11 protein-coding genes, 3 tRNA genes and 1 pseudogene are annotated in these 14,186 nt (G+C 68.4%); 7 read left to right on the top strand and 8 right to left on the bottom strand.

All coding sequences use genetic code 11. The features are described from left to right. Window positions 1-128 precede the first annotated feature (128 nt). Complete coding sequence (locus tag MJQ72_RS39610) at window positions 129-1,037, top strand: MBL fold metallo-hydrolase (RefSeq protein ID WP_240596034.1); 909 nt, start codon at window positions 129-131, stop codon at window positions 1,035-1,037. Between the two features lie 493 nt (window positions 1,038-1,530). Further along, window positions 1,531-2,970 carry an NADP-dependent phosphogluconate dehydrogenase gene (gene gndA / locus MJQ72_RS39615; protein ID WP_240596035.1) on the top strand — a complete coding sequence of 480 codons (1,440 nt, stop codon included), beginning with the start codon at window positions 1,531-1,533 and terminating at the stop codon, window positions 2,968-2,970. Window positions 2,971-3,049: 79 nt separating this feature from the next. On the opposite strand, the gene MJQ72_RS39620 is transcribed toward gndA, so the two are convergent. Both MJQ72_RS39620 and MJQ72_RS44965 read right to left on the bottom strand, forming a co-directional pair. After that, window positions 3,050-3,772 carry a Clp protease N-terminal domain-containing protein gene (locus MJQ72_RS39620; RefSeq protein ID WP_240596036.1) on the bottom strand — a complete coding sequence of 241 codons (723 nt, stop codon included), beginning with the start codon at window positions 3,770-3,772 and terminating at the stop codon, window positions 3,050-3,052. Between the two features lie 32 nt (window positions 3,773-3,804). Beyond that, window positions 3,805-5,018, bottom strand: a pseudogene (locus MJQ72_RS44965) (NAD(P)/FAD-dependent oxidoreductase). Between the two features lie 89 nt (window positions 5,019-5,107). On the opposite strand from MJQ72_RS44965, the gene MJQ72_RS39640 reads away from it, so the two are divergent. From MJQ72_RS39640 to MJQ72_RS39655, 4 genes are all read left to right on the top strand, one after another. After that, window positions 5,108-6,457: a nucleobase:cation symporter-2 family protein gene (locus MJQ72_RS39640; protein WP_240596037.1), complete on the top strand. Its 1,350-nt coding sequence runs from the start codon at window positions 5,108-5,110 to the stop codon at window positions 6,455-6,457. 24 nt (window positions 6,458-6,481) lie between these two features. Further along, window positions 6,482-6,982, top strand: a complete 501-nt coding sequence (locus tag MJQ72_RS39645; protein ID WP_240596038.1) for a hypothetical protein — start codon at window positions 6,482-6,484, stop codon at window positions 6,980-6,982. 239 nt (window positions 6,983-7,221) lie between these two features. Further along, entirely contained in the window at window positions 7,222-9,999 is a 2,778-nt protein-coding gene (locus MJQ72_RS39650; protein WP_240596039.1) for an EAL domain-containing protein, read from the top strand. Next, complete coding sequence (locus MJQ72_RS39655) at window positions 9,996-10,295, top strand: GNAT family N-acetyltransferase (protein WP_016330853.1); 300 nt, start codon at window positions 9,996-9,998, stop codon at window positions 10,293-10,295. Before MJQ72_RS39650 ends, MJQ72_RS39655 begins: the two co-directional genes overlap by 4 nt. Window positions 10,296-10,299: 4 nt before the next feature. On the opposite strand, the gene MJQ72_RS39660 is transcribed toward MJQ72_RS39655, so the two are convergent. After that, a complete protein-coding gene (locus tag MJQ72_RS39660) occupies window positions 10,300-11,121 on the bottom strand; it encodes an arylamine N-acetyltransferase (protein WP_240596040.1) in 822 nt (273 codons plus the stop codon). 157 nt (window positions 11,122-11,278) lie between these two features. Between MJQ72_RS39660 and MJQ72_RS39665 the strand changes: the two genes are divergently transcribed. Then, the gene (locus tag MJQ72_RS39665; protein ID WP_240596041.1) at window positions 11,279-12,058 is read left to right on the top strand and encodes a trypsin-like serine protease; all 780 of its coding nucleotides are present in this window, start codon (window positions 11,279-11,281) and stop codon (window positions 12,056-12,058) included. Window positions 12,059-12,183: 125 nt separating this feature from the next. Here the strand turns inward: MJQ72_RS39665 and MJQ72_RS39670 are convergent. The 5 genes from MJQ72_RS39670 to MJQ72_RS39690 all read right to left on the bottom strand — a co-directional run bounded on the left by MJQ72_RS39670 (window position 12,184) and on the right by MJQ72_RS39690 (window position 13,774). Then, a tRNA-Phe gene (locus MJQ72_RS39670) sits at window positions 12,184-12,257 on the bottom strand. Between the two features lie 31 nt (window positions 12,258-12,288). Next, a tRNA-Asp gene (locus MJQ72_RS39675) sits at window positions 12,289-12,362 on the bottom strand. 28 nt (window positions 12,363-12,390) lie between these two features. Continuing rightward, a tRNA-Glu gene (locus MJQ72_RS39680) sits at window positions 12,391-12,463 on the bottom strand. Between the two features lie 145 nt (window positions 12,464-12,608). Further along, entirely contained in the window at window positions 12,609-13,388 is a 780-nt protein-coding gene (locus tag MJQ72_RS39685) for an SCO6745 family protein (RefSeq protein ID WP_240596042.1), read from the bottom strand. Window positions 13,389-13,516: 128 nt separating this feature from the next. Further along, complete coding sequence (locus MJQ72_RS39690) at window positions 13,517-13,774, bottom strand: hypothetical protein (protein WP_020633070.1); 258 nt, start codon at window positions 13,772-13,774, stop codon at window positions 13,517-13,519. Window positions 13,775-14,186: the final 412 nt, after the last annotated feature.

Below are 14,186 nucleotides of genomic sequence, written 5' to 3' on the forward strand. Positions count from 1 at the left end.
CGGGGTTCGATGATGACATTGCGCAGCGTTCCAGGAAACGCCCGAAAACACCAGTCACCTGGTACGTCACCCTGGTGGCGGAGCGATCTCGTCACATTTCGGGCACGCCGGTCGGGCATAGTGACCGAGTGGACCAATCCCCCTTCGCCGAGCAGGTCACCGATGGTGTGTTCGGGTACGTCCAACCCGACGGCTCGTGGTGGATCAACAACTGCGGCTTCGTCGCCGCGGGCGATCACACGGTGGTGATCGACACGTGTTCGACCGAACGGCGCACCAGGGCGCTGCTGGCGACGGCCGAAGCGACCGGCGGGGCGCCGGTGACCACTGTGGTCAACACGCATCACCACGGCGACCACACGAACGGCAACTACCTGGCGACCGGTGCGACGATCGTCGGGCACCGGAAGACGCGCGAGGTGATGGTCGCGACCGGGATCAACACCTATGGGAACTCGTTCACCGGGAACGACTGGGGCCATCTGGAGCTTCGGCCACCCGACGTGCTGTTCGACGACCGGCTGACCGTGCATGCCGGCGACGTCCGGCTGGAGCTGATCCACCCCGGACACGCCGCGCACACCACCAACGACGTCCTCGTCTGGCTGCCGGAGCGGCGGGTGCTGTTCGTCGGGGACCTGATCTTCAACGGCGGCAGCCCCTTCGCGCTGATGGGCTCGCCCGCCGGCTGGCGGCGGGCGCTGGACCTGGTCCGCGAACTCGAACCGGAGACGATCGTGCCGGGCCACGGCCCGATCTGCGGCCCCGAGGCGATCGACGTCGTCGACGGATACCTGGGTTTCCTGCAGAAACTCGCTTCGTACGGGAAGGCCGCCGGGTTGACTCCCCTTCAGGCCGCTCGCGAAGCGGATCTGGGGCCTTACGAGGCACTGTCCGAACAGGAACGGCTTCCGGCGAACCTGCACCGGGCTTACGCCGAACTGGACGGTCTGGAGTGGGGTGGGGCGATCGATCTGGGGGCTGCGCTGACGGACATGGTCACCTTCAACGGCGCGCCCATCCGGTGCTTCTCCTGACGCTCTCGCCCCGGCGTGTTGCGAGAGTGGCTTTCGCAACACTTCTTCAGCGCGCCGGACGTCAGGAAAGGAGCGTTCAAGACCTCCGAACGCCCCGTCCGCGGCCTTCGCACTCTCGCTCGCTTCGCCCCGCCACGTGCGTGTTCCCAATGTCGCATCAGAGACCCTCAGCGTCCCAAATGCGACATTGGGAACACGCGTCTCGCCGCAACCCCGCACGCCCCGAAGGCCCCCTTCAAGACGTCCAGCGTCCCCAAGGCCCCTTCAAAACACCCAAAATCCCGCTCGGAGCCCCCACACGCAGCCCCCACCCGTCCCTGGGGGCGACCCCGATCCCAGCGTACCGCCGCAAGTGCCGCGTCAGGCCCCGTGAGCCGAGTTGTCCACAGGCGGGCCCGGTTGTGGACAACTCCCGGTTGATCCCTTCCCGTCCCGGCGCCGTATCCCTCAACGGGGATAGGCTCGGCACGGGAATCGAAGCGGAAGGGTGCGGATGAGCAAGAAGGCGAGCATCGGGGTCACCGGCCTGGCGGTCATGGGCCGCAACCTGGCCAGGAACCTGGCGAGGCACGGGCACACGGTGGCCCTGCACAACCGCTCCGAGCAGCGGACGAAGGAACTGGTCGACCAGTTCGGCGACGAAGGCGACTTCATCCCGGCGTACTCGGCGCAGGAGTTCGTCGACGCGCTGGAGCGTCCGCGCCAGGTCGTGATCATGGTCAAGGCCGGCGCACCGACGGACGCGGTGATCGACGAGTTCGTCCCGCTCCTCGAAAAGGGCGACGTGATCGTCGACGCGGGCAACGCGCACTTCGCGGACACGCGGCGCCGCGAGGCCGCGCTGCGCGAGAAGGGCATCCACTTCGTCGGCACCGGCGTGTCCGGCGGCGAGGAGGGCGCGCTGCACGGGCCGAGCATCATGCCGGGCGGCTCCAAGGAGTCGTACCAGTCGCTCGGGCCGCTGTTCGAGGACATCTCGGCGAAGGTCGACGGCGAGCCGTGCTGCACGCATGTGGGCGCCGACGGCGCAGGGCACTTCGTGAAGATGGTGCACAACGGCATCGAGTACGCCGACATGCAGTTGATCGCCGAATCGTTCGACCTCCTGCGCGGCGCGGGCGGCTACTCCCCCGCCGAGATCGCCGAGGTCTTCCGCACCTGGAACTCGGGGCGCCTGGACTCGTACCTGATCGAGATCACCTCGCAGGTGCTGGCCCACACCGACGCCGCGTCCGGCAAACCGTTCGTCGACATCGTGGCGGACCAGGCCGAGCAGAAGGGCACCGGCCGCTGGACCGTCCAAATCGGACTGGACCTCGGCGTGCCGATCAGCGGCATCGCCGAAGCCGTCTTCGCACGCTCGCTGTCCGGTTCGTCGAGCCTGCGCGAGGCCTCCCGCGGTCTCGGCGGTCCCTCGCGCGCGCCGCTGACGGGGTCCGCTTTGGACACTTTCGCGGACGACGTCGAGCAGGCGTTGTACGCGTCGAAGGTGGTGGCGTACGCCCAGGGCTTCAACCAGATCCAGGCCGGCGGCGCCGAATACGGCTGGGACATCGACCTCGGCAAGGTCGCGTCCATCTGGCGCGGCGGCTGCATCATCCGCGCGAAGTTCCTGAACGACATCACGGCCGCGTACGCCGAAGAGCCCGCGCTGCCGACGCTGCTGACTTCGGGCGGATTCCGCAAGGCTGTCGAGGACGCCCAGGACTCCTGGCGTTCGGTGATCTCCACGGCGGTGCGGCTGGGCATCCCGACACCGGGCTTCTCGACCGCGCTGGCCTACTACGACGGTCTGCGCGCGGAGCGGCTCCCCGCCGCGCTGGTGCAGGGGCAGCGGGACTACTTCGGTGCCCACACGTACCGCCGCGTCGACCACGAGGGCTCGTTCCACACCGCCTGGGCCGCCGACGGCCGCCCGGAATCCCCCGCCTGACGGGGGCTGAAGGGGACTTTCCCCGCATCGCATGCGACGAAAGCGTCCTTCACCCCGTCTGACGAGGTGAAGGACGCTTTCAGCCCTCCCCGCGCGCCGCGACGATCTCCGCCAGCGCCCGCAGAATCACCGCCTCGGTGTTCTCCTTCGTGAGGCCGAGCCCGGTCAGCAGATCGTCGCCGAGTTCGAACAGGGCCAACAGGATGTGCTCGGTGCCGATGTAGTTGTGCCCGAGCCGCAGCGACTCCCGCATGGTCAGCTCCAGCGCCTTCTTGGCCTGCGCGCCGAACGCCATCTTCGCCGCCTCCGGCGGTTCGGCGGCGGGTTCCGGCAGCTTCGCCTCCGCGGCCTCGCGGACGGCTTCGAGAGTCACCTTCTGCGCCACGATCGCCCCGGCGGCGAGGGCCGCCGGTTCGGAGAGCAGCCCGAGGACCAGATGCGCGGGCTCGATCTGCGGGCTCTTCGCCGAGACAGCGGCATCGCGCGCCGCGACGACGACTTGCCGCGCCCGATCCGTGTAGCGGCTGAACACCTTCACCAGGTCTTCCAGCGACGAGCCGCTGGAGTCGACAAAGCGCTTCTGCGCCGCCTGCTTGGACACCCCCATGTTCTTGCCGATTTCGGTCCAGGACGCGCCGGACCGCCGCGCCTGGTCGACGAAGTGGCCGATCAGGTGGTCGGCCACTTCGCCGAGGTGCTCGCCGAGGAAGACCGCGTCGGACAGCTGGCCGAGCACGTCGCCGTCGGGATGCTGCTGCTTGATGTGGGAGATGAGGTCGTCGAGCCGGACTGGATTCGTCATGCCGTCAACTTTAGGTTGACGACCATGAATCGTCAACCCCGGGTTGACGCTACGGTCGCCTTGAGGTCGAAGCCGTTGGCCTCCAGCGTCTCGAACCGCGGCGCCGGATCCGCGGCGAACAGCCGTCGCGCGGCGATGTGGTCCGGTGGCCGGTTCACCGATTCGACCCCGGCGAGCACGCCGTCGCGGAACGACAGCACCGAGAACTTCCCGCCCTCCCGGTCCCCGGTCACGACGGTCTTCTCCGCCCCGGTCAGGATCCCGGCGATCTGCAGTTTCGCGCCGAGCTGGTCGGTCCAGAACCACGGCAGGCTGTCGTAGGGCGCGGGTTCGCCGGCGATCACCGCCGCCACCGCCCGCGCCTGGTCGACGGCGTTCTGCACCGACTCGAGCCGAGTCGCCGTTCCCGCTTGGACACACGGGAAGTTCGCGCAGTCCCCGACCGCCGAGATCTTCGGGTCGCTCGTGCGCAGATGCTCGTCGACGACGACACCGTTCGCCACCGCCAGCCCCGCCCTTCGGCGAGCCGTGTCCGCGGCTCCACCCCGACCCCGACCAGCACCAGGTCGGCGGGCAGCAGGCTGCCGTCGCTCAGTTCCACCTCGGCCACCCGGCCCTCGCCGCGCAGGGCGGCGACGCCCTTGCCGAGCAGGATCGTGTGGCCTGCTCCTTCGTGCAGAGCGGCGAAATACGCCGAGACCTCCGGAGTCGCGACACGGGCCATCAGCCTGTCCTGCGCCTCGACGATCGTCACGGGCCGCCCGGCGTGCGCGGCGAACTCCAGCCCGATGAACCCGCCCCCGACCACGACCACGTTTTCCGCGCTCTCCAGCGCGGCACGCAGGACATCGGCCTCGTCCTTGGTGCGCAAGGTGAACACACCGTCCAAAGTGGACCCGGGTACCGGAAGCACCCGGTTGACCGAGCCCGTCGCCAGCACCAGATGGTCGTACTCGTGAGCGCTCCCGTCCTCGAGCACCACCTTCGCCCCGTCGCGATCCACCGACGCGACGCGGCCCGGGACCAGCTCGATGTTCTTCTCCGCGAAGAAATCCTCGGGCCGCAACCGCAGCTGGGCGTCGCCGGCGGTCCCGGCGAGATAGCCCTTCGACAACGGAGGCCGTTGGTACGGCAGGCCGGGTTCGTCACCGATCAGCACCACCCGCCCGCCGAACCCCTTGTCCCGCAGCGAGGTCGCCACTCCGAACCCGCTCTGCCCGGCCCCTACGACGAGGACGGTCTCCATCGGCGCTCCTTCCGTTGTGCCCGATCCCCATTCAACACAGCTCCGGCCTTTTCGACACGTGATCCTGACGCGGCGCTACGGTCATGCCCATGAGCCGTCCCGAGGTCCACCCGGTGGACGCCCGCCCGCCGCTGCCGAAACTGACGCTGCTCGGCCTGCAGCACATGACGATCATGTACGCGGGCTCCGTGGCCGTCCCGCTCGTCGTGGGCAGCGCGCTGAAACTGGACGCGGCGACGATCGCGTTGCTGGTCAACGCGGATCTGCTGGTCGCGGGCATCGCGACGCTGATACAGGCGGTCGGGATCGGGCGGATCTTCGGCATCCGGCTGCCGGTGGTGGCGGGCGCGACGTTCACCGTGGTCAACCCGATGATCATGATCGCGTCCCAGTACGGCATGCAGGCCGTCTACGGCGCGATGATCGCGTCGGGGGTGTTCGGCCTGCTCATCGCGAAGCCGTTCGCGAAGATGATCCGCTTCTTCCCGCCGCTGGTTTCGGGCACGCTGCTCATGGTCATCGGCATCTCGCTCATCGGGCCGGGCGTCGGCCTGATCGCCGGCCACGACACCGGTTCGCCGGATTACGCGAAACCAGCCAACATCGCGCTGGCGTTCGGCGTGATCGCGGTGATCGTCCTGTTCACCCGGGTGCTGCGCGGGTTCGCGAGCCAGATCGGCCCGCTGCTGGCGCTGCTGATCGGCCTGGTCGCGGCGATCCCGATGGGCTTGGTGAGCTTCAAGGGCATCGCCGACGCCGAGTGGTTCGGCCTCGCGTCGCCGTTCCACTTCGGCCCGCCGACCTTTCCGATCGCGGCCGTGCTCTCGATGTGCGTCGTGATGCTGGTGACCTACACCGAATCCACCGCGGACCTGGTCGCCGTCGGCGAGATCACCGGACGGCCGGCGACGGACTCCGACCTCGCCCGCGGTCTCGCCACCGACGGCCTCTCGGCCATCCTCGGCGGTGCGATGAACTCGTTCCCGGACACGGCTTTCGCGCAGAACGTCGGCCTTGTGCAGATGACCGGGGTGCGCAGCCGGTGGGTGGTCGCGATGGCGGGCAGCCTGCTCGTGCTGATGGGCCTGGTTCCGAAGGTCGGCGCCTTCGTCGCCGCCGTTCCGGAGCCGGTGATCGGCGCGGTCGCGGTGGTCATGTTCGCGATGGTCGCCGCGGTCGGCGTGCAGAACCTGAAGAAGGTGGAGTTCTCCGGCAACCACAACACCTTCATCGTCGCGGTGTCGGTCGGGGTCGGCCTGCTGCCCGCGTTCGCCACGAACCAGTTCGGGAACTCGATCTTCTTCCAGCATTTCCCGGCGTGGCTGCAGACCATCTGCGGCAGCCCGATCACGGTCGCCGCGATCGTCGCCTTCACCCTCAACCTGCTGTTCAACCACCTCGGCAAACGCCGGGAGCCGGACCTACTGCGAGCGCCTTAACAGAAGAGCCACTTCGGCCACAGGTTGCACTCTTCGGTCGGCGTCGTCGAGGGCGGCGGCGGGGTCGGGTTGGGCGGCTGCGGAACGACCGTGGACCCGGTGGTCCGCGGTGGATCGGCGGGCCCGTTCGACGACGTCGGCGTGGCCGGGTCCGGGGAGTCGGACGTCTGCACCGCCGAACTCGACGTGCGGCGGCTGGACGTCGTCCTGCTGGGTCGCGTCGAGGTCCCGCCATCACCGGTTTCGACCGTCTCGGTGGACGGGACGGCCGAAGTCGCGTCGGCGCCCCCGTTTTCCGAAGGCCGCTTCGGCATCTCGATGACGCTGATCGGGTTCGGCGCCGCATTCTGTTCGGGATCCGAATCGAACCCGACGAGAACGGCGGCCGCGCCGCAGGCGACGACCACGGCGATCACCACCGCGATAACTCTCCAGCGTGACTTTGCCCGTGACTCCTCGTGGTCGTCCCAGCCCTCGCGAATAAGCAGGTCGGCGACCGAGACGTCGTCGTCATCCACCAGCTGAAACCTTTCACACCGGGAACGAGCGAAGAGTAGTTTTACCGCAACTCACCGCCGAATGGGTGAAGTTAACCAAAAATTATTCACCCGATGGAACACGCCAGCGTAGGGCAGTCACACAGCGTGTATTCATATGCTTCCGCGCATATCAGCGGTGACCCGCCTTCGGCTCGCGTATACAGCGCCCTCCGCGGGTGGTGTAATCGACGGTGCCAGCACCGGAAGAGGGGGTTCGGACGGATCATGGAGGCTGACGCCCTCGCCGTGCCCGGGGCCGGGAATTCCGGTCGTCCGGCAGGCGCGCCGCTCGGGAACGAGCCGCTCGGCGATCTCGGCCTCGCGGGCGACCACGCCGCCATCTGGTCGTACGACTTCGAGGCGGAGACCCTGTCCTGGCTGCCAGGACTGGAGAACCTGCTGGGCGGAGGCACGCTGACCGAAGCCGAGATCGAGTCCAGGCTCGCCGATCTGGTGGCCCCACTGACCTCCGGCACCCGCACTTCGCCGCCTTGGCGCGAGTTCGAACTAGAGCAGTCGTTCCGGAATCCGGCGGGCGAGATCCGCTGGGTCCGCCTGCGCGCCCGCACCATCGGCGACGACAGCGGCTCTTCGGGGCTGCTCGGCATCGCCACCGACGTGACCGACGTCCGCGAGAACCGGCAGGCCCTCGAAGATCTCACTGACCGTTACCGGCTTTTGGTGGAACTCAGCCCCGACGCGGTCTGTGTCCACGAAGCCGGCGTCGTCACCTACGTGAACCGGGCCGCCCTCACCGCGCTCGGTGCGTCCTCGACCGCGGAGCTGATCGGGCGGCCGATCATGGACTTCGTCGCCGACGAGTCGCTTCCGGCCCTGCTGGACCGGATCGCGTCGCTGCACCGCCAGGGCGCGTCGACCGTTCCCGCCGACACCGTCATGCTCCGCCTCGACGGTACGAAGTACCTGGTCCAGAGCATCTCGGTACGCACGACCTGGGAAGGCAGGCCCGCGTTCCAGGTCATCATGCGCGACATCAGCGCGCAGAAGGCCGCCGAAGCGACGCTGCGCTACCAGGCCGCGCTGATCAGCCATGTCAGCGACGCGATCATCGCGACCAGCGGCAGCGGCGTGGTGACCAGCTGGAACCCCGCCGCCGAGAACGTCTACGGCTGGACAGCGGGCGAGGCGATCGGCGGCACGGTGAGCGATCTCGTCGGCGCCGCGCTCGACCCGGAAACGGTGCTGCGCAGAGGCGGTGTCATGCAGACGACCCACCGCCACCGCAACGGCTCGACCTTGGCCATCCGCATCTCGGCCGCGGAAATGAACGACGGTTTCGTCCTGGTCTGCGCCGACGAAACGGCTCGCCGACGAGCCGAACAGCACTACAGCACGGTGGTCGCGTCGCTCGACGAAGGCGTGGTCGTGATCGGCCCCGGCGGGCTCATCGAATCGGCCAACCCCGCGGCGTGCCGGATCATCGGCGTCGGCCACGACGACCTCATCGGTGTCCCGTGCGTGACGCTGGAGCTGTACGACGAACAGGGCCGCATCCCGCCCGCCCGGATGCCGTCGGTGGTGACCCGGCGCACCGGGGCCACGCTGACCGGCCTCGTGCTGCGGCTGAGGAGGCCGGCGGGCGACGACGTCTGGATTTCGCTGACCTCGCGGCTGCTGACCCCGGAAGACCCGTCGGTCCAGGCGGTGGTCGCCTCGTTCACCGACATCACCGAACGCCGCGCCATCGGCGAGCGGCTCGCCCACGAGGCGACGCACGACCCGCTCACCGAACTCGCGAACCGGACGCTGGTGCTGGACAGTCTCGCCGAAGCATTGTCCGGCGCGGGCCGCGCCGAGCTGACCACGCTGCTGTTCATCGATCTCGACAAGTTCAAGGTGATCAACGATTCCCTCGGGCATTCCGTCGGCGACAAGGTGCTCCGCATCGCGGGCGAGCGGCTGCGCCGCGGCATCGGCGAGAACGATCTCGTCGGCAGGCTCGGCGGCGACGAATTCGTCGTCGTCACCGCGGAGATCACCGAACCGGACGAGATCAAGGCGCTGGCGGAACATCTGCGCGAAGCACTGACCGAGCCGATCACCGTCAACGGCAGGCAGCTGCACATCGACGCCAGCATCGGCATCGTCACCGCCGCCAACGACGACACCCGGACCGCCGAAGATCTGCTGCGGGACGCGGATGTCGCCATGTACCAAGCGAAAACGCTCGGCCGCGCGCGCTACGAGTTCTTCGACGTCGAGCTGCGCGAGCGGATGCAGCGGCGGCTGCGCATGGAGCAGGACCTGCGCGACGCCCTGCAGAACGAGGAACTCTGGACGGCGTACCAGCCGGTCGTGGACATCGAATCCGGCGAGATGGTCGCGGTGGAGGCGTTGCTGCGCTGGAAACATCCCGCGCACGGCACGATCTCGCCCGCCGAGTTCATCCCGCTGGCCGAGGAAAGCGATCTGATCAACCTGATCGGCAAGTACGTCCTGCGCACGACCACCCGCGAGATCGCCAGGCGGCGCGAGCAGCTCGGCATCGACCTCAACCTCAAGGTGAACCTCTCGGCCCGGCAGCTGGACGATCCGCATCTGGTGGCCGGGGTGCAGGACGCGCTGAAGACCACCGGGCTCCCGCCGCACGCGCTGACCCTCGAAGTCACCGAGAGCGCGCTGATGCGGGACCAGGCCGCGGCCGCCGAAGTCCTGACGTCGCTGCGCGATCTCGGTGTCTCCTTGGCGATCGACGATTTCGGCACCGGCTACTCGTCGCTCGCCCAGCTGCAACGGCTCCCGTTGGATACGCTCAAGATCGACCGCACCTTCGTCACCGGCATCGCGGAATCGCGTGACGCGGCCGCGATCGTCAAGAGCATCATCGCGATGGCGCACGCCGTCGACCTGATCGTCGTCGCCGAAGGTGTCGAAGACGAAGAGCAGCTCGCGATTCTCCGTGAGCTGCACTGTGACCAGGCGCAGGGCTTCCACCTCGGTCGCCCCGCGCCGCCGGACGAACTTTTCGGAGCAGCTGGATGAGTGTCGAGATCAAAGCCGGAGAAGACCGCTACGACATCGTCGTGGACGGGAAACCCGCCGGGTTCCTGGAAACCCGCACGCGTACCGACGCGATCCTGTTCCTGCACACCGAGATCTCGGACGACTTCGCGGGCCAGGGCCTGGCGGGCAAGCTCGTGACCGCCGCGCTCGACGACGTCCGGTCGCAGGGCAGGTCCGTCCTGCCCTACTGCCCGTACGTGCGTTCCTTCATCGCGAAGCACCGTGAGTACGAGGACCTCGTGCCCGAGGACAAGCGCGCCGAATTCGAGCTTTGAGCCCTCATCCCGGGTAGATCGTCAGCAGTTTCGCGAGCTCGTCCTCGGTGAGGACGACGTCCAGCTCGCGCAGTGTCGCGTCGAGCCGCTCGGGCGGGATCGTGGTGGTCTCCTTGGTCCCGTCCGGGCGTTCGACGGTGAACTCTTCGCCGACCAGTTTGCGGCTGAGCCCTTCCTCCAGGCGCATGACCACCAGCTGCCCGGTGAACGGCGACCGCGGATGTGTCGACGTGTAGTGGTGGTAGACCTCGTAGTCGATCCGGTGCATCGGCGTGAGCGTGAAGGCGTGCAGGTCGGTCCAGTCTTCGCCCTCCTTCTTCTGCAGGCGCCACCAGTCGCCGTCGGCGACGAGCCGGTGCGGCCAGCCCGCCTGATCCACCACCGCGCCGTCGACCAAGGGCATCGGCACCAGCATCCCGGCGCCGAAGCCGACGTCGACCAGGTGCTGGACGCCGTCCGCCTCGACCGCGAGCGTCATATGCGTGTACGGCCCGTTCTTCTGCGGCTGCACGCGGGCGACCAGGCGGCGCACGGGGTAGCCGAGCTGCTCGGCGGCCGCGGCGAAAAGGCTTCCGTGCTCGTAACAGTAGCCACCGCGATGACGGCCGACGAGTTTTCCGATCACGTCTTCGAGGGCGATTCCCTTGTGCTGCCCCAAAACCACGTCGACGTTCTCGAACGGGACGGCGAGGACGTGCGCCTTCGCCAGCTCTCGCAACGCGGCGGCGGAGGGCGTCTCGCGCTTCTGACCGATCCGGCCGAGGTACGCGTCGAGGTCGAGGGTGCCGACGGTCCATTCGTCGACCTGCTCAGGTGCGATTGTCATGCCCCGAGATTGACACCTCCACCTAACTCGAAGTCAAGGCCGGCCAACTGGTAACTGGCAACGGCCACCGACTTTCGTCACTTCCACGGACGAGTGACGATTGGCCACCCTTCCGGAGTGAGCCGGTGAAACACACCGGCCTGGAAGGAGAAAGCAGATGAGGACTCGTACCCTCGTCGCCGGTCTGCTGACCGGCGCGGCCGCCGTGCTCGGGTTGGCGATGCCTGCTGCCGCCGCCGAACCGCCCTCGGGCGTACAGCCGCTGATCGTGGGCGGTGTGGACGCGACCGAAACCTACAGCTTCATGGCGTCCATGCAGACCAAGAGCGGCGACCACAACTGTGGCGCGTCCCTGATCAGCCCGGAGTGGCTGGTGACCGCCGCGCACTGCGTCGAGGGTGAGCAGCCGTCGAACTGGCAGTACCGCATCAACACCACCGACCACACCAAGGGCGGCGAGGTCGCCGAGGTGGACAAGTTCGTGGTCCACGAGAAGTACGACGGCTCCGGCCCGTACGACATCGCCCTGGTGCACCTGACCAAGCCGGCGGAGGCGGCGCCGATCGAGATCGGCCAGTCGCCGGCGGCGGGCACCGACGTGCGGGAGATCGGCTGGGGGCTGACCTGCCCCACGCGCGGCTGCGGTGAGGCGCCGGTGGTGCTCCAGCAGCTCGACACCAAGATCGCCGAAGACTCCGGATGCTCCGGCTCCGGCGCGTACGACGCGCAGAGCGAGCTCTGCATGGACAACCAGGGTGGCAAGGCGAGCGCCTGCTACGGCGACTCGGGCGGCCCCGCCGTGGTCAAGAACGGCGACAAGTGGACGCTGGTCGGCGCCACCAGCCGCGGTCAGACCGCCAGCTGCCCGGAAATGCCGGGCATCTACACCGACGTGACCGCGTTCACCGACTGGATCAAGCAGCAGACCGGCAAGTAGACACCGTCAGTGCGCGGTGGCGCCCGATACTCCTGCGATATCGGACGCCGCCGCGCACTGCTGTGTAATCGGCCTCAGGCATGAAAAAACCGCCTCGATGCTGATCGAGGCGGTTCGTTGAGCGGTGGCCAGGGCCGGGGTCGAACCGGCGACCTTCCGCTTTTCAGGCGGACGCTCGTACCAACTGAGCTACCTGGCCGGGAACGCCGGCGAGGAGCCGAACGATCTTGCGACCCTGACGGGACTCGAACCCGCGACCTTCGCCGTGACAGGGCGACGCGCTAACCAACTGCGCCACAGGGCCTTGCATACTGCTTTGTAACTGTACTGCGTACTCCCAACGGGATTCGAACCCGCGTTGCCGCCTTGAAAGGGCGGAGTCCTAGGCCGCTGGACGATGGGAGCCCGGTTCGGTTTCGGCGAACCGACCGACCCGCGCTCTCCGGTGTCCCCGGGAGCGAACATAACTATAGGACACCCCCATTTCCGCTCCCGCACAGGGGGTCCTCTAGTTGTTCACAGGGCTGGGACCTGCGAGAACGCGGCGAGTTCAGGATATCAGGACCAAGGCGTCCTCGAGGGCTCCGAGGCGCCGCCGAAGCTCCTCCCGCTCGTCGCCCGTGAGAGTGACGGCGAGGAGCTCGGCCACGCGCCGATCGGTCAGGTCCTCCGCGTGCCGCCACCGCTGCCGCAGATCGCCCTTCGCCTCCGCCGCGGCGATCAGCCGGTCGGCGGCCTCCTCGGACCACGCGGTGCGCAGGAGGCGGGCGCGGCCGCCTTCCGGATCCGCGACGACCGCCTCGGGCACCGTCAGGCCCACCGCGCGAAGGGCGGCGAAGTGGAGGCCGCCACGAAACTCGCGGAAGACCATGAGCGCGAACGCCAGCCTTTCGACGTCGTCCACCGGACGTCCGGCGAGTTGCCAGCCGGCGAACAACGCGAGACCGCTCGCGTCCGCGGCGTCCACGAGACGGAACAGCAGCTCCGCCGGACGGCCGGGCTCGCCGGCACCCGAAAGGTTGACGCGTGCCCAGTTGGCCAATGACCGCGAGTAGGCGCGGACCGCGGAGGCCGCGTCGAACGCCGCTGTCGCGGACGGGAGGGCGTACTCGAAGAGCCAAGACGGGAAGATCCCGAACAGCTCCGCGACCACCTTCGGCGGCGGGTCGCCCAGGACGGCGGACCGGCCGCGCAGGTACAGCGTCCGCGGTGACAGCCCCACCTCCGCCTCGACCGCGGCGAGCTCCGGAGAGGTCATGAACTTCCCGCCCAGCACCTGCACCGGACCCCGGATCTCCCGCGCCACCGCGATCGCCGCTTCGTCGGCCATGTCGCCACACCTTCCCGCCCGTTGTTTGATAACAGTGTTACACAACCGGCGGACGGGCGTCGAGGACAAAACGAAGGCCCGGCTGCGCGGCACACCCCGCGCGACCGGGCCTTCGTGAACGAACGAACTCAGCGCTGAACGGGCGCCTGCCCGTCCTCGTCCAGCGTCAACCCCAGCATGTCCAGCAACTGGACGCAGTCATCGACGCCCAGCGCCCCGTTGGCCACCGCCAGCCGGGCGCGCCGCACCTGATCGTCGGACACGCGCTGAGCGTCCCCCTGACCCGTGCGCTGCGCCGGCAGACCACCGGCCAACGTCGTCGAGCTTCCCCCATCGGCACCTTCGTACCGAAGGAGGAACTGTCGCACTTCCACAGACCCACCCATGGTTCCTCCAGACGGCCAACGAACAGCTTGGCCGCGAGGCTAGCCAGAGCCGGCCGCGACACACAGCCCCCGGAGAGTGAACCTGTCGCCACGCTCCGCACAACGCAGAGCGATCACGCGCACACCCGCGCCACATGAACCACAGGCGAACCAGAGGTGGCGCCCCGACCGGAATTCTGCCCGCGCCCACTCGCCCTTCTCAGGAAACCGTGCAACAATCGATTTGCTGACACACCCCCGGTCAGCGCCTGTGGAGATCCCCTCCGACCCCCGCGTTCCTCCCCCTGGCGCGGGGTCGCTCCGTTTTCTGGGGGCCACCCCCAGACCCCAGGTTCCTTCAGGTGGCGGTTGGCAGCCCATGCCCGGTCCCGTTGATTTTTCCTCTTCCGGTTGCGGTTCGTGATCACGGGAA

The sequence above is a fragment of the Amycolatopsis sp. EV170708-02-1 genome (assembly GCF_022479115.1).
GTDB lineage: Bacteria > Actinomycetota > Actinomycetes > Mycobacteriales > Pseudonocardiaceae > Amycolatopsis.